The sequence below is a fragment of the Sphingobium sp. ba1 genome, from assembly GCF_000743655.1.
Taxonomy (GTDB): Bacteria; Pseudomonadota; Alphaproteobacteria; order Sphingomonadales; family Sphingomonadaceae; genus Sphingobium.
Window position 1 is genome coordinate 648,507 of record NZ_JPPQ01000069.1, and the last position, 19,668, is coordinate 668,174.

The window sequence follows — 19,668 nt, forward strand, 5'->3', positions numbered from 1 at the left end:
GCGCCGGGGAACGACGCGCATGAGTCAGCCTTATTGCGCGATGCTATTAGAGAGCGTTTTAGGGTTTCTGGCCGGGATAGAGCAGGCGCATGGCGCTGGGGGCGCCGCATTGCTTGATCGCTACTTCGACATAGCGGGCGCGTTCGGCCTTGAGCGAGGCGGAGGAGAGGGCGAATTTGCGTTCTCGTTCCACCTCTTGCGCCGTGAACGGCTTGGCACCGGTCGGCACGCTGGGACCGCCGAGGCCAAACACCATGAAATTGACGAGGTCGGCCAATTGCTGGTTATCGCTGATCCGGCTGTGCGCGATGTTGGGCAGGCGGATGAGATAGGCGCGCGATTGCGGTGTGCAGAGGAACCAGCCGACCCGGCCGCGCAGTTCGGGCAGTTGCGCCGGGGCCGCGCTCCCCTGAATGCCATGGCAGCCGCCGCAATGTTCGGCATAGTCGGAGCGCGCAAGTTCCGGGTCGCTGATCGCGTCGGGCAATGGCCCCATCGGCGGAAGCGCGGCGCGGCCGATGCCGACCACGCCGAGCAGGAGCAGCGATCCCGTCAAAAGCCTGCGCAAATCCGCTGATCCTAGCTGGCCGCGCCCACCATCACCGCCGTCGAACAATGATATTCCATGCTGCTGGTGCCAAAGCACCAGATGACGTCATTGTTGAGCTGGGGCATGTAGAGCTGGGTTTCGCGGTCGGTATTGTCGCATCCGCACTGGCCGCAGGCGGGTTTGCCGCAACAGTCGCGATAGGCGATCAGATAGGCCTTGCCATCGTCCGGGTTGATGCAGGTGCCGACCCAGGACACGGGCGACGGCTCGGCGCCGGGCGGGCAGCTATGCAGGCCACCGCCGCAGCAGGTGCAGAGCGCGCCATCGATGGCGCAATAGCGCCAATAGTCGCACTTTGTATCGTCCTTGGTCTGGGCATTGCGGGCAAAGCCGGTCTTGGCTTCGGGCGAGCGATCGGGCTTGGCCGCCTCCGCGCGGCTGACCGGTAGCAGCGGGAAGGCCGGTGCGGCCACCAGCGCTGCGCCCAGGCGCGACAGCATGGAGCGGCGCGAACTGCCTCCAGCGAGCCGTCGCAGCAGTTTTTCGCCCATGGCGTCGGCGTTGAACCTCTTCATGTCACTGCCCCCCTTTGGCCGTTCAGGCCGCCTGTGCCTTCAACGATCCGATATAGTCCTGCACGGTCTTGACCCCCATTTCATGGGCGACGACCAGGCTTTCGAGATGCTCGCGGCTGTTGACCAGCCCCTTAGACAAGATGGTGCCCTCGGCATCGAGCAGCACCGCAAAGGGCAGCTTGGCCACGCCGAACGTCTGGCCGACGTCGGGACCGTTGACGAACATATAGGATTCCAGCCCATGCTGCGCGATCATGGCGCGCTGCGCGGCGACATCGTCATCGCCGACGAAGGTCAGCGCGACGCGCTCGTCGCGGGCAAAGGATTTGGCCATGGGAATGATGGCCTTGCAAAGCGGGCATTGGGCCGACACGAACATCAGCAGCCGCAACGGCACGCCATGGGCATGACCGCCGACCGTGACTGGCGCGCCGTCGATCGACCGGGCATCGATCTTGATCGTGGCGTCGCCGACTGCCGAGCCGCCGCTGGTCGTCAGTGCGCCCGCTGGCGCGACGCGAATGTGCAGTACGCCCACCTGCCGCGCGAGCGCGAGCAGCGCGACGCCAAGCCCCAGGATCACGACCCAGGAGAGGATTTGCGAGATGATGAGCGATGTCAGCATGGATGCTTATCTCCGGTAGGCGGCGGGCGACGCGATCAAAGCCGCTATGGCAGTATAGAGCGGATAGGCGAGCGCAATGGCGAGGCCACCCGCAATGGCGGTGCCCATGTCGATGGCGGATAGGGGCGGCACGGGCCACAGGCGCGGCGCAAGCAGCAGCGCCAGGATCATATTGCGCCCGACCAGCGGCCAGCCGATCGGATGGCGCAGTTGCGAGCGGCCACATCCGCAATCGATATGGCTGCGACCCCGCGCGATGTTGATCGCCATGGCCAGCGCGAACATAAGCAGCAGCCCGATCGCCAGAACGACCGGCAGCGGCGCAAGCCACGCCACCAACGCGCCACCAATCAGCAGTTCCGCCACCGGCAGCAGCAGCGCGGCAGGCGCGACCAAAGCCGGGGGCAGCAGCCGATAATTGGCGATCACGCCGGGCAGCAGCGCGCGGTGCCGCAGCTTTTCAGCGCCCGACAGCAGCAGGATCAGGCCAATGCCGATCGATGCCGCAAGGCCGATGATCGCGAAGCCCAGTGCCATGGTCAGGATGGGTCCGCGACCGTGATGGTGCTGCCACCGGCCCGCTCGATCTTATGCTTTTCTTCCCCGGTGGCGAGGTCGATGACGATGGCGCTGGCCTCCTCGCCATTCATGAATAGCAGCGGCTTGTCGGTCTGCGACACTTCGATATTGTTCATCGGTTCCTTGAGCGCGCGGCGCTTGACGACCTTCTGCGTGGCGAGATCGACCTCCCACACTTCGGTCCCGGATGCCTTGTGCGTCCAATATTCGCCCATATGCATCAGCACGAACAAATGGCCCGACGGTCGATGCAGCGCCATCGGCTGCCGCCCGCCCGGATACCAGTTCAATTCCAGCGGCTTGGTTTCGCCGGGGCGAATGCCGGCCGCCGCCTGAATTGAAAAGGGCGCGGCAATGGTCGGGGTCGCGCCCAGCTTCGCCTGAAAGATCTGGCCGGTATACGTGAGGAACGTCGTTTCCTGCTTGCGCTTGTCATAGGTGAAATTGTCGAAGATCGGATCGTCGGTGGCCGAGAAGAAAGGCGCGCTGTGCGTGATATCCGCCTTGGCCCCCTTGATCGCCACGGTGGCCAGCGACCCGTCCGAACAGAGCGCCGAAAAGCCGACGCCGGGATTGGGCATCAGGCTGGCACAACCCGGCAGTTCGATTGCGGTCACGAATTTGCGCTTCGCCAGGTCAACGACATTGACGCCGGAGGCAGGGCTGAAATCATAGATATAGGCGGTCTTGCCATCGTCGCTGATGATGAAATTATTCTTGCGCGAACCGATCAGGATGCGGCCGGGCAGGGGGATTTCGGTGACGAGGTTGAGCGTCTGGCTGTCATAGACCGACACCATGTCCTGCCGCGTGCCGCGATCGCCCTTCGACCAGATGGTTTCGGAGACATAATAATATTTGCCTGCGGGATCGATGGCGAAGTCGGCGAGGCGGCGGGTTTCGACCATGCCCTTCATCTTGCCGGTTTCGCCGTCGAAAATGCTGGTGCCCGCCATGTCCCATCCGCCATCGACGAAGAACCAGGTCGGCTTGGGCGGCGGGATGGTCATCACGTCGGATGTTTCCGCTTCCGGCACGGCGTCGGTCTCGGCGGCGGGAGCGGCCCATGCGGCGGTCGCGAACAGCGTCCAGCCTAGCGCGGCGGCAGCGAATATTGCCTTGGTGGCGGTCCTCGACATCTGGCCTGATCCCCCTTGATGCGGCGGGCGGGCCTGCGGACTCACGCTGTCCACGCCCCCCAGCGCTGGCATGAAGTCTGGACAGATGTCCGGGATCGGTCAAGCGCTTAACGGGGGCGTTCGCGAATTTATTTCTGCACCGCAACAAAGCGCGCGCAATACCAAAATCACGCCGTTTCGCTGATCAACCCGGCAATATCGCGCGCGGTCACCGTCTTGGCCAGGTGGATGAATGACGTAGCGGCAAGCGCGGTAAATGCCGGCATCTTATGTGCCCAGGGCTTGCCATGGCCCAGGAACGGCGTCGATCCTTCCATCGACGCGCTGATGAACAGGGCCACGCTATGCACGTCGTCGGGGGACAAGGCGGGATTGAGCTGCGCGACATATTCGCCGATCGCATCATGGACGCGCTGGTAAAAGGCGCGGACGCGATCCGCGACGAAGTCGCTATGATTGGCGAGCGCCCATAATTCCGTGAATAAATGGGTAGTGCGCTTGGTCTGGATGTCGTCGAGACATAGGAGGATGATCCGTCTCAGCCGCTCTTCGGCGGTCAGCCCCGGCTTGCGCACCGTCTGATCCAGCACGCTGCCATAAGACTCGACCAGCTCATCGAGCATCACCTGAATCAGCATTTCCTTGCGCGGAAAATGATAGCTGACATTGCCGACCTTCATGTCGCACCGCGCGGCGATGCGGCGCAGGGTGAAGGCGTCGGCCCCTTCATCGATCAGCACGTCGAGCGCGGCCTTGAGGATCTGATCGACGGTTTCGGTGCCCCTGACATAGATGCCGGGCCGTGGGGGAGCGAGTATCATATCTGGTTCTGCCTTGCCCCGTCCTAGCATCGCTGGGGAAAAGTCGCCACCCTTTGGCACCATTTCGGCGCAGACGCCGGGCAAGATTTTCGCAAAAACAAGGGCATATTGCATATTGGACGGAACTGTGAAGGCTGGCGTCGGTTCGCAAAGATCAGATGATGGATAGGACCGACGGATTACCCCATTTATGAATGATAGCGCTGCCAGCACGGATCGCGGCCAGGACATGCATTTCCTGTCGGGGGGCGGGGTCATGGGCGAATTGGTCCGGTCAAAGGACTGGTCGGCAACGCCGCTTGGCGCGCCGCAAAGTTGGCCTCAGCCGCTCAAGACATTGGTGGCGCTCATGCTGTCGGCCGATCAACCGATGTTCATCGGCTGGGGGCCTGACCATATCTTCCTCTATAATGACCGCTACGCCCCGATGCTGGCGGACCGCCATCCGGCAGCACTCGGCCGCACCTTCTTCGACGTCTGGCCCGAAATCCGGGCGGACATCGCCCCGCTCTTCGCCAAGGTGTCTGCGGGCGAGCCTGTGCATATGGACGATATCGAACTCATGCTCGATCGGCCGGGTCGGCCGCGCGAAGCGCATTTCGCTTTCTCCTACACGCCGGTTCGCGACGCGGCGGGGACGGTCGATGGCCTCTTCTGCGCCTGTGTCGAAACCACCGAGCAGATATTGGCGGAGCGCACGCGCCGCGAAGCCGAAGCGTCGGAGCGCAACCGGCTGTGGATATTGTCCGAAGACATGCTTGCCCGCGCGGACTTTGCCGGGCGCATGGGGGCCGTCAATCCCGCCTGGACCCGCGTATTGGGCTGGTCGGAGGCGCATCTGCTGGCGACACCCTATGTCGACTTCATGCATCCCGATGATGCGGCGGTGACGCTCGCCGCCATCGAAGATATGAGCCGCACGGGCCTTCCCACCCGTTTTCAAAACCGCATTGCGACGGCAGACGGCAGCTGGACGCCGATCGGCTGGACCGTGTCGCCCGAACCGGACGGGATGAATTTCATCGCGATTGGCCGTGACCTGAGCGAAGACAAGGCGCGCGAAGAAGAATTGCTGCAAACCCAGGAAGCGTTGCGCCAGTCGCAGAAGCTCGAATCGATGGGCCAGTTGACCGGCGGCGTCGCCCATGACTTCAACAATCTGCTCACCCCCATCATCGGCTCGCTCGACCTGCTGATGCGTCGGGGGCTGGGGAGCGAACGCGAACGCCGCCTGATCGACGGCGCGCTCCAATCGGCCGAACGCGCCAAGACGCTGGTGCAACGGTTGCTCGCCTTCGCCCGCCGACAGCCGCTCCAGCCCAAGGCGGTCGCGCTTGATGACCTCGTCACAGGCATGGCGAGCCTGGTGAGCAGCACGATCGGCCCGAAAATCGACCTGCGGGTCAATATCGCCGACGATTTGCCCCCGGCGCGGGCCGATGCCAACCAGTTGGAAATGGCGATCCTTAATTTAAGCGTCAACGCCCGTGACGCCATGCCTGGGGGCGGCGAACTGACCATCTCGGCAAGTCGCGCCAGCGTGCGGGGGCGTCATCCCGCGGGCCTGCGCGTCGGCCATTATGTGCGCCTCTCGGTCGCCGACACGGGCATCGGCATGGACGAAGCAACGCGCGCGCGGGCCATCGAGCCTTTCTTCTCGACCAAGGGCATAGGGAAGGGCACGGGCCTTGGCCTGTCGATGGCGCACGGCCTGGCCGCGCAATTGGGTGGCGGGCTGACCATCATCAGCGCGCCGGGTGAGGGCACCACGGTCGAACTCTGGCTCCCCGTCAGCCCTGACGCGATCGGCAGCGACGACCAGATTCGCGTGCTGCCGCGCATATCCGTCGCGCGCGGCACGGCCTTGCTGGTCGATGATGAGGAACTGGTGCGGATGAGCACCGCCGACATGCTCAACGACCTTGGCTATGACGTGGTCGAGGCGAAATCGGCCGAGGAGGCCCTGCACCTGATCGAAGCGGGTGTCGCGCCGACCATATTGGTCACCGACCATCTGATGCCGGGGATGAACGGTGAGGAACTAGCGCGCAGCCTGCGGACCCGGATGCCCGACCTGCCTGTGCTGATCGTATCCGGCTATGCCGAGGCGGAGGGGATAGCGCCCGATCTGCCGCGGCTGACCAAGCCCTTTCGCAATGCCGAACTGGCCGACCGGCTCGAAACCATCCACCCGACCGAAGCCTGACCGCCAAGCGGCATCCGATGGATTATTCCCCTGCTGCCCGCCCATTGTGATAGGGGCTGGACGCACGGCATGATCGGGGAATGACATTGGTTCAAGAAATGCCGAAGGCGCATGAGTGGCAGCCCGCACAGTTGCGGCGCGCGATCTTCGCCGCCGGGGTCGCACTCTGGGCCTGGAATGTCGATACCGACGCCTTCACCATGGACGAGCTGGGCTTCAAATTATGGGGTCTGCCGCAGGGTGAGCAGGTCACGTTCGAAAAACTATCCACCCGCATTCACCCCGCCGACCGGGACCGGGTGCGCTCGGCTTTCATGGCGACGCGCGCCATCCTTGGCCCCTATGAAACGGATTTCCGCATCTTGATCGGCGACGAAGTGCGGTGGATCGCCGCGCGTGGCCAAGGCGAGGATGACGGTATCGTCGGGCGGACCATGTATGGCATCTTCCTGGATGTGACCGGCCGCAAGCAGGCCGAAGAGGGGCATGAACTGCTCGCTGGCGAAATGAGCCACCGCGTCAAGAATCTGCTCGCTATAGCATCGGGCCTGACCGCCATTTCCTCGCGCTCCGCCCTCAGCAAGGAGGATATGGCGGGGGAATTGACCGAGCGTCTATCGGCTTTGGGCCGGGCGCATGATCTGGTCCGCCCGCTGCCCAATGGGCAGGGTAATGCGGCATTGCTGGGCGATCTTCTGTCGGTATTGCTGGCCCCCTATGACGATCTGGGCGCGTTCAAGGGCCGCATCAGGGTCGCTGTCGAGCGGATGGGCGTGGGCGAACATGCGGCGACCGGGCTGGCCCTCGTCATTCATGAACTGGCCACCAACTCGATGAAATATGGCGCCTTGTCGCATGAGGCCGGCACGCTTGACGTCTCCAGCATGGCGGAGGAGGATGATGTGATCCTCACCTGGCTGGAACATGGCGGACCCAAGGTGCAGGAGCCGGACGGCGCAGGTGGCTTTGGCAGCAAGCTGGTGCAGCGCAGCGTGCGCGGTCAGCTCGGCGGGACCATCGATTATGATTGGGCCGAAACCGGCCTGATCGTGACCCTGCGCATCAATCGGGCGCGGTTGGCCGTGTGAAGCGCGCGCCGATTATCCGCTCATAGTCCCAAAGCGTCGGTATCGGCGCTGGCTGCGGCGAGGTCCGCATGGGCGATCAATTGGCGATAGGCCGCATCCAGCTTGCGCAAGGCCGCATCGGCGGCCGCTTCCTCACGAATGTTGACCAGGAAGAAGTCGCTTGCCCCCATTTCGAACCGGCGGCGCTCTGCCTGGGCCATGTCTTGCGCGCGCGCCTGTTCGTCGCCTGCCAGCACCAGCAGCCGCTCGGTGGCATCCACCGCGACGCCGATCGTGTCGATTTCCGCGATGATCTGCTCGCGCAGCCCCTGGCCACGCAGCATCGCCGCCTCGATCTCCGCCTGGGTCTGCATGATCCGGCCCTGCGCCGCGCGGCGCTGGAGTGGCAGGGTGAAGGTCAGCCCGACGCGGGTGTCCGTGCCTTCGCGCGATCGTCCGCCCTCGCCGATCGGTCCGATGTCGCGCGACGCTTCGGCGTTGAAGTCGAGGCGGGGCAAAAGCGCATTACGGTCGAGCGCCAACCGGTCGCGCGCGACCTGCATCCGCACGTCGATGGTGCGCAGGTCCGGCCGCATCGATAGCGCCGATTTGGGATCGACCGGCAAGGGCAGGGGATTGGGCAGATCCGATGGCAGTTGCGCAGGCGACGGGATCACCGGCCGTCCATCCGCGTCACGCCAATAGAGCGACAACGTATTGGCGGCACTGGCCAGCGCCTGCTCCGCCTGCACCACCAATGTCTGACGCCGCAGGATATTCTGCTGATTTTCGGTCAGGATGATGCGCGGGCGCAGCCCCAGCGTGACCTGGCGCTCCAGCCCCGTCTGGCGATCCTGCGCCAGCGCCAGCAGGTTGCGCACGATCTCCAGCCGTTCGCCCGCGACGACCCATTGATTATAGGCGTCGAGCGCCCGCCGCTGCACGCCGATCGCGACGAACAGCCGGTCGGCATCGGCGAGCGCGATATCGGCTTCGGCCTGCGTCCGGTTGAAGCGACGATCATCGATCGCCCGGTCGCGCAGCAGCGCCAGCACCACGCCCGCCTTTATCTCGCCGAACTGGTTGGTGTAGCTTTTATCCTCATAGATGGGGAAGCGCCCGTCGGAAACGCGATAGCCGCCATAGACATTGCCGCCCCATTGTTCGAGCGGCCGCGTCACCTTCGTTTCGGCATAGCGGCTGTCATAATAGCCGGTCAGGCGGCTGTCTGCGGCGGCGGAAAAGACCGTGTCGAACGCCCCTTCGGCCGACAGCCGCTTGCCCTGCGCGCCGCGCACCCGCGCCAGCGCCTCAAGCACCTGGGGCGCATGTTGGCGCGATGACGCCAGCACATCGGCCAATTGCAGCGGGCCGGATAGGGACGGCGCAGCCGCCCGCGTCGGCAAGGGCGCAATATCCTGCGCGATCGCGGGCGCAACCGTCGCCATCAGCGCAGCGATCAAGATCAGGCGCTTACTTGGCATTGCTGTTGGCATTGGCATCGGTCGCATTCGTCGCCGAAGCGTCGGGCACATTGCCGGGACGCTGGAATTGCAGCGGGAAGTCGTTGAGTTGCCGCCACAGTTCGAACCCGACGCTGACGGTATCCATCAACACCCAGCCGCGCACCTTGGCGCCCAGCCGGACATAGGGTTCCTGCGGCCAGGCTGGCCGGTCCGCTGCGGGTTCGACGATCACGCGGAACAGGCCGTTCGCCGATGCCGATACGTCGATCGCGCGCACCTTGCCATCGAACATGCCCTGCGCGACGGACGGCCAGCCGCTGAACTGGATGGCGGGCCAGCCTTCGAACTCCAAGCGGACACGGCGGCCGATCTCGATCAGCGGCACATCGCGGCCATCGACATAAAGCTCGACCACGCGCTGCGACTGTTCGGGCGCGAAGGTCGCGACGATGTCGCCCGCGCTGACCATGGTGGCATTGTCGCCGCCCTGGATGCGCAGCACGCGCCCAGCGCGTGGCGCACGGATCATCTGGACCGACTGGCGGTTGAGGCTGACGTCCACGCGCGTCCGCTCGGCCCGCGCCTGCGCGACCTTGGCGGCATAATCGCTGACCTTGATCTGGGCGAGTTCATAGTCGCGGCGCGGTGCCAAGCCTTCGCGATACAGCGTTTCCATGCGCGACACGTCGAGTTGCGCCACCCGCATGGCCTGCTGCGCTGCCATGATTTCGACATCGGCCTGCGCCCGTTCGGCGCGCAGGCGGTCGAGCAGATTGGGATCATTGTCGCTGATCCGTGCGATCGGATCGCCACGCTTTACCAAGCTGCCGTCGGTGACATACCATTGTTCGATCCGGCCGGGGACGAGCGCGGTGATATTTTGCACCCGGTCGCGCGGGTCGAGCGCGATGACGGCGCCGGTCCCAGGCGCGGTCTGCACCCACGGCACGAAGATCATGAACAGGATGCAGCCGACGATCGTCGCCACCAGCATCCAAGCCAGCGCGCGGGTGACGCGCGGCACACGGATGCTCGCCAGCGTCTTGAAATGCGACAGATGATTAGCGCGAAACGGCATCGCCAGCCTCCTTGCCAGCGCCAGCGCCAGCGCGCAGGGCGTCGAAACTCTCCCGGTCGGCAACTAGTCGCTGCTTCTTGCGACCCAGCCACAGCCAGCCATCCAGGGTGATGTCGTGCGGGCGGCTAGAAAAATAGAGGATGGTCACGGGCTTGCCCTTTAGCATGTCGAAGGCGGCCTGCAGATGATGGACCGGCACCATGTCGTAGAGTGCCGACAGGACGAGGATGCGCGGCTGGGCGAGCAGGGCGCTCGCCAGCTTCAACTGCATGATCTCGACCAGCGCCAACGGCCAGCCGGTGGAGGACAGGCGCGTGTCCATGCCATCGGGCAGGGCGGCGACCCGCTCGTCCAGGCCCACGGCGCGCAACACGTCCATGATGCCGACGGAGTCATTCTCGGCCCGCGCGAGCGAGAGATAGTCGCGTATCGAACTTTCCACGATAGTCGGTCGGTTGAGGACGATCACGTCGCTGCGAAGCTGATACATGTCGAGCGAGGTGATGTCCGCGCCGCCCAGCGTGATGATGCCGCTGGTCGGCCGGATATGCCGTTTGAGCAGCGTGGAGAGCAGGCGGTCCATGTCCGGGTCCGCCGCGCCGATCAGTCGGCTGCCGCCCGGAATGACGATGTCGATCTCCGCTTCGTCGCGACCGATCGGCGCGCGCACGGAATGGAGGACGAGCGCGCCATGGGCGGGCCGTGCGGCGTCGGGCTTGGGTTCGGGCACTTGCTCCTGCGGAATGGCGAGGATCAGCGAGAGTTCCTCGACGCCTGCGACCAGATCGTAGAAACTATCAAGATACGGCCCCAATTGTGCGGCCCCATAGAAGATGCTCGACAGGATCAGTTCGGCCGCGACCAGCTGGCCGATCGACAATTGCCCCTGAATGACCAGCCAGCCGCCCAGCGCCAGCAACCCGGCACTCGCCACCGCATAGAGGATCAGCAGCGCAAGGCTTTGCGGGAAGGCATAGCGGAAATGCGCCTTATGCTCCTTCACATAGGCGGCGGTGGCCTCTTCTGACCGGTCCATGGCGAAGTGGAGATGGCGGCTCGATTTATAATAGCCGTTCGATCCGCCGACGCTTTCCAGCCAATGGGCCGCTTCATATTTGCGATAGCTCAGCGCCACCGACGTCCGCATCGCCCCGCGATACCAGAGGCGCCAGATCAGCCAGACGGCGAAGATGAAGCCGACATTGAACGCCAGGAAGAAGGGGTGGTAAAATGCCGTGACGACGAAACCGACGCTCGCTTGCAGGATGATCGAGAAGCCTCCGATCAGCAGCGACGGGATCGCCTTCTGTACCGTCATCAATTCGAAGAAGCGGTTGAACAGGTCGCCGCGTCGTTCGTCCTGGAAAAAGGGATTTTGCGCGTAGACGGCGCGTAGCGTGATGTCCGCGACCAGCCGGGCGAAAAAGCGCCGTCGGAACATCTCCATCAAATGCATACGGAACGCGCCGAGCAGCGCCGATATCAGCAACAATCCGAGAAGGATCGCTGCCAGCGTAAACAATGGCGCTGGCAGCGCCGTATTCGCCACCGAATTGATCAGCATCTGCACCGAGATCGGCGTGGCTAGCGACAACAGGCCAATGCCGACACCGTAAACCAGTGTCAGTCTGATGAAAGCCTTGTCAGGACCGATGATCGGCCCCGCCCAGGCAAAGAAGTCGCGCAATCGCACATCGACCGGAGCCGCCATATTCGAATGTCCCACCGCGTAACAACATGATCCAAAACACAGCCGACACCACAAGGGCGCGCTGCATCATCAAGAGCATAATAAAGCCATCCATGGCGATACCCTGGATGGCGCTGCTCAGCTCCTAATGACGTTTCTTGTCTATAATTCTGCCCTAGCGCAGCGAACCCGATGTGGCCGGGTCACGGGCCGCGCCAGTGGCTTGCGGTCCAAGTAGCGATGCACCGTCATCGGATCAAATCGCTAATTGCGAAAATTACGATGAAATAATAGTATCGACACATCGGTTTACTGTTCAGCAACAGTGTTGATCCACGTCGGGCGCACATAACGGCACCGCCACGCTATCGATCACAGTGTATGATCATCCTGTTCGCTGATTTCGGGCGTGCAGAAGGACGTACGGGATAACAGGGCGATCCTATGTCTCTATCCCGATAAGATCGCCATTTAATACATTAAAAACAAACAGTTATATCAGTTTTCCAACATCTGGATCGGAGCGATAGGTCAAGTAGGAGAGAGGCAAAAAAGCCTTACCACTGTACGCATCGCTGTACGCAATAGGGACGCTTTACCCAACCCTCTGCCACCCCCCACCAAGAGCGCGGAACAGATCGACCTGGGCGAAGGCGACCGCGCGATCGGCCGAAGCGAGGTCGGCTTCGGCGGCCGCGAGCGTGCGTTGGGCGTCGAGGACGGTCAGGAAATCGATCTGCCCTTCCCGCTGCCGGGCGAGGCTGATGCGCGCGGCACGATCGGCGGCGTTGCGCGCGGCCTGCAACGTGTCCCGGCGTTCCATCGCATGGGCGTAGATGGACAGCGCCGTTTCGGTTTCCTCCAGCGCGCGCAGCACCGTACCGTCGAAGGTCGCCAGCGTCGCCGCGCTGTCCGCGCGCGCCGCGCCGATGCGGGCGCGGATCGCTTCCTGATTGGGGAAGGCCCAGTTGATGAGCGGCCCCAACACCCAGCGCAGCGGACCGCCGCCCAATATGTCGCCCCCGCCGATGGCGGTCGTGCCGATGGTGCCACCCAGCGAAATGCGCGGATAGAGGTCCGCCGTCGCTACCCCGATCCGTGCCGTGTCGGCGGCGAGGCGGCGTTCGGCGGCGCGGACATCGGGCCGCCGGGCCAGCAGCGCGCGACCATCGCCCACGGGAATGGGCTGGGCCAGGGTCGGCGTGGTGACGCTGGCGCGGATATCGGCGGGCAAGTCTTGCGGCGTCCGCCCCGTCAGCGTCGCGAGTCGGAACAGGGCGGCATCCCGGTCCGCGGCAAGGCTTGGCACCAGCGCCTTTTGCTGGTCGCGCAGGGCTGTCACCCGGATCACGTCGAGCCGATCCGAGCGGCCCGCGTCGAAGCGCGCGCCGGTGATGCGGATCGATCGATCGAGCAGGTCGACCGTGCGCTGCGCCACGGCCAGCCGCTCGGCCGAAGATGTGGCGTTGACATAGGCGCGCACCGTATCGGCGACGACCGCCACGCGGACGGCGTCGGCATCCGCCTCGGCCGCGCCCAGGTCGCCGCGCGCCGCCTCGATGGAGCGCTTCACCCGGCCGAACAGATCGACCTCATAGCCGACGCTGAACCCCGCATCGACGGTGCGATTCTCCCGATCCATGCCGGGGAAGCTCTGCGCCGCCGCCGTGCGGCCATAGGTGACAGTGCCGTCGAGGCCGGTCGAGGGAAGCCGATCCGAGCGTGCGCCGCGCAGGGTGGAGCGCGCCCGCTCCAGCCGGGCCACCGCGACGCGGATATCGGTATTGGCGCGCTGCGCATCGCCGACCAGCCGGTCGAGCAGCGGGTCTTCATAGAGCCGCCACCAATCGCCCTGCGCCTCCGCCGCGCTGACGGCGGGGGTTGCCGTGCCGATGAAGGGCGCGGCGGCAGTGGCGGGCGTGGCTGGCGACCGATAGTCGGGACCAGCGGCGCAGGCGGTGAGGGCCGTGGCTGCCAACAGGGCAGCGAACAGGGATTTGGTCATGACGTGGGTTCCTATTCGGCCGGTTGCAGCGCGGGAGCCTGGCCGCTCCGCCCGCGACGGGCGAAGCGGTCGCCAAGCGCGCGGCAGACGACATAGAAAGTGGGGGTGAAGAGCAGACCGAAGGCCGTGACCCCGGCCATGCCGAAGAAGACCGCCGTACCCAAGGCCTGACGAAGCTCGGCACCAGCCCCCTGCGCGATCACCAAAGGCACAGCGCCAAGGATAAAGGCGAAGCTGGTCATCAGGATCGGCCGCAGCCGGGTGCGTGCGGCCTGCACCGCCGCCTCCACGGGTGAGAGGCCCTGCTGTTCCTCGGCCTGCTTGGCGAACTCGACCACCAGAATGGCGTTCTTGCCCGCCAGCGCGATCAGCACGACCAGGCCGATTTGGGTCAGGATATTATTGTCCATCCCCCGCAGGTTGACGCCCAGCATCGCGGCCAACAGGCACATCGGCACGATCAGGATGATCGCCAGCGGCAGTGTCAGGCTTTCATATTGCGCGGCCAGCACCAGGAAGACGAAGAAGACCGCCATCCCGAATACCAGGCCCGCCGTATTGCCCGCCGTCGCCTGCTGATAGGCGATGCCGGTCCATTCCTGCGCATAGCCAGCAGGCAGCGCCGTTTCACCCAGCTTTTCGATCGTGCTGAGCGACTGGCCGGACGAATAGCCCGGTGCCGTATCGCCATCGACCTCCACCGCGGGCAGCAGATTATAGCGGACGACGCGATAGGGACCGGTCTTGTCCTGGAAGGTCGACAGGGAACCGAGCGGCACCATCGCGCCCGAATTGGACCGGGTCTTGAGGTTGGCGATGTCCGCCGTCGATCCGCGAAATGCCTGATCCGCCTGTGCCGTGACGCGATAGGTACGGCCCAGCAGGTTGAAATCGTTGACGAAGGCGGAACCCAGATAGACCTGCATCGCTTCGAACACCCGTTCGGGCGGCACACCAAGCAGGTCGGCCTTGCGCCGGTCCACATCGGCGAAGATGCGCGGGGTGGCGACGTCGAACAGGGTATAGACTTGGGCGAGGCCGGGCGTGGTATTGGCCTTGCCGATATAGTCGGTGGCGACCTTATTCAGCGCGTCGTAGCCGCGCCCCTCGCGATCCTCGATCATCGTGCGATAGCCACCGGCCGACCCGATGCCCTGGATGACGGGCGGCGGCACGAGAATGATGCGCGCCTTGTCATAGTCGCCGATCGCCTTGCCGGCCTGCTCCATGATCCCGGCATAGGTGGCGCCTACTTCCTTGCGTTCGGCAAAACTGGTGAAGGGGAAGTAGATCGCCGCCGAATTGGGCGCGGCGGTCTGCGAAGGACCATGGAAGCCAGCGAACATCACCGCGCCGCGCAGGCCCTTGATCGGCAGGATCTTCTCCGCGACCTCGCGCGTCACCTTGTCGGTGCGTTCGAGCGACGCGCCGGGGGGAAGCTGGACCACGGCCAGGAAATAGCCTTGATCCTGCGCGGGGATGAAGCCGCCGGGGGTGACCCAGAATAGCGCGATGGTCGCCGCGATCAGGCCCACATAGGTCAGCAGCATCTTCTTGGGCCGGGCGACCAGGAAGCGGGTGAGGCTGGCATAGCGGTCGCTCATCCGTTCAAAGCCGCGATTGAAGGCATCGGCGCCCTTTTGCAGCCACCGCTTCCAGCGCGGGGTGTCCGCTGCTGGCGCATCATGCCCGTGCTTGGGCTTCAACAGCAAGGCGGCGGCGGCGGGCGAGAGGGTGAGCGAGAGCAGCAGCGAGATCACCGTCGCCGTCGAGATGGTGACGGCGAATTGCTGATAGAAAGCGCCCGAAATGCCGGTGATGAAGAGGGTCGGCACGAACACCGCGCACAGCACCAGAACGATCGCGACCAGCGCGCCCGCCACTTCGTCCATCGAGAAGCGCGCGGCCTCCAACGGCGACATGCCTTCCTCGATATTGCGTTCGACATTTTCGACCACGACGATGGCGTCATCGACGACGATGCCGATCGCCAGCACGAGGCCGAAGAGCGAGAGATTGTTAAGCGAATAGCCGACCGCCGCCAGCATCGTCGCCGTACCGATCAGCGAGACCGGAATGGCGATGATCGGGATGACCGCCGCGCGCCAATTTTGAAGGAAGATGAGGATGACGAGGACGACCAGGATCACCGCCTCGAACAGCGTGTCATAGACCGCGTCGATCGACTGGCTGATGAATTCGGTCGGATTGTAGATGACGCTATATTCCAGTCCTTTCGGGAAGCGCTGGGACAGGCTGTCCATTTCCGCCTTCACCTTCTCCGCCGCGTCGAGCGCGTTGGAGCCGGGGCGCTGCATGACCGCGATGACGACCGTGGGCTTGCCGGACAGATAGGTGTTAATGCCATAATCCTGCGCGCCCAGTTCGACCCGCGCGACGTCGGCGACGCGAACCTGATGGCCATCGGCGTCCGTGCGGATGACGATATTGGCAAATTGCTGCGGTTCGTTCAGGCGGCCCTGCATCTCGACGCCAAGCTGGAAGGCTTCGCCGCTATCATAGGGCGGCTGGCCGATTGCCCCCGCCGACACCTGCACATTTTGCGCGCGCAGGGCGGCGACGATCTCGCCCGCCGTCAGGTTGAGCGCGGCGGCGCGACCAGGGTCGATCCACACGCGCATCGCATAGTCACGCGCGCCGAACAGTTGCACATCGCCCACACCGTCGAGCCGCGCGAGGCGATCGCGCACCTGCGTCAGGGCATAGTTGGAGAGGTAGTTGCGGTCGAGCGAGCCGTCGGGCGACTGGAGATTGACGACCATCAGAAAGTCGGGCGATGTCTTGCGCGTGACGACCCCCAGGCGCTGCACCTCTTCGGGCAGGCGCGGGACGGCGACCGCGACTCGGTTCTGCACCAGTACCTGTGCGGCATCCAGGTCGGTGCCGATCTTGAAGGTAACGGTGATCGTGACTTTGCCATCGCCGGTCGACTGGCTGCTGACATAGAGCATGTCGTCGACGCCGTTGATTTCCTGTTCGATCGGCGCGGCGATGGTCTGGGCCACCGTTTCGGCCGATGCGCCCGGATATTGCGCGCTGACCGTCACGGTCGGCGGGACGATGTCGGGATATTGGGCGACGGGCAGCCCGATGAAGGCCAGCGCGCCGACGACCGTGATGATCACGGCGATCACGGCCGCAAAGATCGGCCGGTCGATGAAGAAGCGGGAGAAACGCATGGGCGTTATCCTTGGGAAATGGGTTTAGCGCGCAAAGGTCGCCTGGGCGGCGGCGGGTGCGGCGGCCGGATCGACGGGCGTCACCGGCGTCGGCTGCGGCTTGATGGGTGCGGCGCGTACCGCAACCTTGGTGCCGGGCATCGCCGCCTGGACATTGCCGACGATGACGCGGTCCTGCGGCGTCAGGCCGGACCGGATGATCCGCAGGCCATCCACGACCGGGCCGAGTTCGACCGGCTTGGCGGAAACGCTGTCATCCTTGCCCACGACCAGCACCGTCTTGCGCGCCTGATCGGACTGGATCGCGGCGTCCGGCACCAGCAAGGCGCGGGTCGTGCCACCGCTGGCAAGCCGCATATTGCCGAACAGGCCGGGCGCGAGGAACATGCCCGGATTGGCAAAGGTCGCGCGCACCCGGATCGTGCCCGAACGCGGGTCGAGGCCATTGTCGGTGAAGTCCAGCTTGCCCTTCCACTTATAGTCGGTTTCGTCCTGCAAACGGACCTCGACGGCGGTTGCACCATCGCCATCCGCCCGGTCGCGCTGCGCCTTGAGGAACAAAGCTTCGGACGCATCGAAGGTGAAGTAGATGGGATCGAGCGCATTGATCGTCGTCAGCAATGTCGCGCTGGCGCCGTCGCCACCGGCCACCAGATTGCCGATGTCGATGCGCCGGTCGGACACGCGGCCGCCGATCGGGGCGCGGACCTGGGTAAATTCCATATCGAGCGAGCGCTGGCGCGCGCGCGCCTCGGCAGCGGCCAGCGCAGCCTGTGCGGATTGCAGCCGGGCGCGCAGGGCGTCGACTTCGCTCGCGGAAATGGCTTCGTCGCCGGTCAGCCGCTGGACGCGGGCATAATCGGAACGGGCAAGCGCCAAGGTGCTGCGGGCGGCGGCGACATTGGCCTGCGCTTCGGCCAGCGCGGCGCGGAACGGGCGTTGGTCGATCGTGAAGAGCAGCTGGCCCTTGCGCACGATATCCCCGTCGCGGAAGTGAAGCGCGGTGACCGCGCCCGATACGCGCGGCCGTATTTCGACCGTCTGGCTGGGGGCGAATCGACCGACATATTCGTCCCACTGGGTCACTTCGCGCGCGAGCGGCGTGGAGATGCCGACGGTGGCGATCGGCGTGGCCGCGGCCTGGGCATTGGGTTGGTCGAGCCATTTCCAGGCGGCACCGGCGACGAGGACCAGCGCGATCGCGGCCATCGCGCCGCCGCGCCGGGACAGGCGGCGCTTCTTGGACAGCGAAACTTCATTGGCCGTGTCGGCATGGATGGGGGCGAGCATGTTCATGGGCGAACCTTTCGTCCACGGGCGCTGCGGCCCGCGCTGATGGTGGCGAGCAGCAGTTCGAGCTGGTCGGCGGTGAAACCGGCCTCTTGCGCGTCGGCAAGGGCGGAAGGGGTGACGGCATAGCCGCGATGCCAGGCCTCGACCGACAGGCGGCGCAGCGCCTCCAGCCGTTCGCTGGCCAGCACGGGGCTTGGGCGTGGGCCCAAGATGAGCGCGCTCCATTTGTCCCAGCTGCCGGGCCTGCGCAGGGTGGAGAGCCGATCGGATCGGGCCAGCGCCACCACCTGCCATTCCAGCGGATCAAGCGTGGCAGCTTCAGCCATGTCCGCCATCGGCAGGCATGCGGATAGGGGCGCTCCAGCCATGGGCTGGGCGAAATCTATAAAAGCCATGTGTTAAGTCCTCCCTGGACGGCACCAGTGATGAAAAGAGCGCAGCCGATCGCGCCGACCGGATACACGCAGAGCGTCCGGCAGATGAGCGATGGCCGAAACCCACGCGCAGGTGCGCGGAGCTATCGAACGAGAATATCGGTGGGGGGATGCGACGCCCTGTTGGGCTACCGCAAGCGATCGGTCAGGGACCGCCTCTGATGATGGGGCAGCGCATAATTACCTCCCTGAAGCCTGTCGGCTCAGTGGTTAATTCCATACTTATCGGTATATAATGAGATGCTGCGCTGCGTCAATCGGAATAACATACCGATCGGTAATTATTTATCGCAGGTGAATGGGGTGCCCGTTCGGCGACCTATCCCCTATCGCCCCGGCCACATGGCAAGGGTGGTTTGCACCAGTCTTTCCAGCGTTTCGCGCGATGCGCCGCCCGATGCCTGGACCGCCATGCCCTGCATCACCGTCGAGAGATAACAGGACATCGCCTCCGGCTCGATGCCGTCGGGCAGGTCGCCCTCTTCCTTCGCCTGCACGAACCGCGCGAGCAAGGCGGCGTTCGACGAGGCGCGGCGCTTCAACACTTCGTCGCGGATGCAGTCTGCCTCGGTCACGCCAGCCACGGTGCTGATGACGCCTAAACAACCCTGCGGCTCGCTGTCGCTACATTGCATGGCAAGCGAACCGCGCAACAACCGCTCGGCCACGCCGCGCGCCGTGGGGGCTTCCAACGCCGTCTTCACATAGCAGAGCTTCTCGGTCTCATAGAGGTCGAGCGCTTGCCGAAACAGGGCTTCCTTGTTGCCGAAACAGGCATAGAGGCTGGGTCGGGTGATCCCCATCGCCTCGGTCAGGTCCGAAATCGACGCGCCTTCATAACCACGCCGCCAGAAAACCTGCAGCGCAGCAGCCAAGGCCTGTGCCGGATCAAATTCACGCGGCCGACCGCGAGACGTGGTTGCAACCTGTTCCATACCGA

Annotated in this window: 16 protein-coding genes; 2 read left to right on the forward strand and 14 right to left on the reverse strand. The window is 64.6% G+C overall.

All coding sequences use genetic code 11. The annotated features are described in order from the left end of the window. Positions 1-58: 58 nt before the first annotated feature. The 6 genes from IL54_RS06145 to IL54_RS06170 form a co-directional block, all read right to left on the reverse strand. Positions 59-568 (reverse strand): cytochrome c, encoded by a 510-nt coding sequence (locus IL54_RS06145; RefSeq protein WP_037477922.1) that lies wholly within the window; start codon positions 566-568, stop codon positions 59-61. A gap of 11 nt (positions 569-579) precedes the next feature. Then, the gene (gene mauA, locus IL54_RS06150; RefSeq protein ID WP_037474057.1) at positions 580-1,125 is read right to left on the reverse strand and encodes a methylamine dehydrogenase (amicyanin) small subunit; all 546 of its coding nucleotides are present in this window, start codon (positions 1,123-1,125) and stop codon (positions 580-582) included. A 22-nt stretch (positions 1,126-1,147) separates the two neighbouring features. Beyond that, positions 1,148-1,750 (reverse strand): methylamine utilization protein MauD, encoded by a 603-nt coding sequence (locus tag IL54_RS06155; RefSeq protein ID WP_037474058.1) that lies wholly within the window; start codon positions 1,748-1,750, stop codon positions 1,148-1,150. Positions 1,751-1,756: 6 nt separating this feature from the next. After that, entirely contained in the window at positions 1,757-2,287 is a 531-nt protein-coding gene (locus IL54_RS06160; protein WP_037474059.1) for a MauE/DoxX family redox-associated membrane protein, read from the reverse strand. Positions 2,288-2,289: 2 nt separating this feature from the next. Beyond that, positions 2,290-3,468 (reverse strand): amine dehydrogenase large subunit, encoded by a 1,179-nt coding sequence (locus IL54_RS06165; RefSeq protein WP_037477924.1) that lies wholly within the window; start codon positions 3,466-3,468, stop codon positions 2,290-2,292. Positions 3,469-3,635: 167 nt separating this feature from the next. Then, positions 3,636-4,289, reverse strand: a complete 654-nt coding sequence (locus IL54_RS06170; protein WP_037477926.1) for a TetR/AcrR family transcriptional regulator — start codon at positions 4,287-4,289, stop codon at positions 3,636-3,638. A gap of 190 nt (positions 4,290-4,479) precedes the next feature. Here IL54_RS06170 and IL54_RS06175 point away from each other — a divergent pair, with 190 nt between their 5' ends. Both IL54_RS06175 and IL54_RS06180 read left to right on the forward strand, forming a co-directional pair. After that, positions 4,480-6,495 carry a hybrid sensor histidine kinase/response regulator gene (locus IL54_RS06175; RefSeq protein ID WP_052027570.1) on the forward strand — a complete coding sequence of 672 codons (2,016 nt, stop codon included), beginning with the start codon at positions 4,480-4,482 and terminating at the stop codon, positions 6,493-6,495. Positions 6,496-6,575: 80 nt separating this feature from the next. Continuing rightward, the gene (locus IL54_RS06180) at positions 6,576-7,583 is read left to right on the forward strand and encodes a sensor histidine kinase (RefSeq protein ID WP_081912787.1); all 1,008 of its coding nucleotides are present in this window, start codon (positions 6,576-6,578) and stop codon (positions 7,581-7,583) included. Between the two features lie 20 nt (positions 7,584-7,603). Here the strand turns inward: IL54_RS06180 and IL54_RS06185 are convergent, their stop codons facing one another. The 8 genes from IL54_RS06185 to IL54_RS06220 form a co-directional block, all read right to left on the reverse strand. Beyond that, positions 7,604-9,046 carry a TolC family protein gene (locus tag IL54_RS06185; RefSeq protein ID WP_237748793.1) on the reverse strand — a complete coding sequence of 481 codons (1,443 nt, stop codon included), beginning with the start codon at positions 9,044-9,046 and terminating at the stop codon, positions 7,604-7,606. Then, positions 9,036-10,106: an efflux RND transporter periplasmic adaptor subunit gene (locus IL54_RS06190; RefSeq protein WP_081912789.1), complete on the reverse strand. Its 1,071-nt coding sequence runs from the start codon at positions 10,104-10,106 to the stop codon at positions 9,036-9,038. The genes IL54_RS06185 and IL54_RS06190 overlap by 11 nt, the downstream gene beginning before the upstream one ends. Next, on the reverse strand, positions 10,090-11,817 hold the full coding sequence (locus tag IL54_RS06195; protein WP_052027571.1) for an ABC transporter ATP-binding protein: 1,728 nt from the start codon (positions 11,815-11,817) through the stop codon (positions 10,090-10,092). Before IL54_RS06195 ends, IL54_RS06190 begins: the two co-directional genes overlap by 17 nt. A gap of 574 nt (positions 11,818-12,391) precedes the next feature. Further along, complete coding sequence (locus IL54_RS06200) at positions 12,392-13,801, reverse strand: efflux transporter outer membrane subunit (protein ID WP_037474061.1); 1,410 nt, start codon at positions 13,799-13,801, stop codon at positions 12,392-12,394. Positions 13,802-13,812: 11 nt separating this feature from the next. Next, positions 13,813-17,001 carry an efflux RND transporter permease subunit gene (locus tag IL54_RS06205; protein WP_037474063.1) on the reverse strand — a complete coding sequence of 1,063 codons (3,189 nt, stop codon included), beginning with the start codon at positions 16,999-17,001 and terminating at the stop codon, positions 13,813-13,815. A gap of 24 nt (positions 17,002-17,025) precedes the next feature. After that, positions 17,026-18,297: an efflux RND transporter periplasmic adaptor subunit gene (locus tag IL54_RS06210; protein ID WP_037474064.1), complete on the reverse strand. Its 1,272-nt coding sequence runs from the start codon at positions 18,295-18,297 to the stop codon at positions 17,026-17,028. After that, on the reverse strand, positions 18,294-18,620 hold the full coding sequence (locus tag IL54_RS06215; RefSeq protein WP_237748794.1) for a hypothetical protein: 327 nt from the start codon (positions 18,618-18,620) through the stop codon (positions 18,294-18,296). Before IL54_RS06215 ends, IL54_RS06210 begins: the two co-directional genes overlap by 4 nt. A 434-nt stretch (positions 18,621-19,054) precedes the next feature. Continuing rightward, positions 19,055-19,663, reverse strand: coding sequence for a TetR/AcrR family transcriptional regulator (locus IL54_RS06220; RefSeq protein WP_037474066.1), 609 nt, complete (start codon positions 19,661-19,663; stop codon positions 19,055-19,057). Positions 19,664-19,668: the final 5 nt, after the last annotated feature.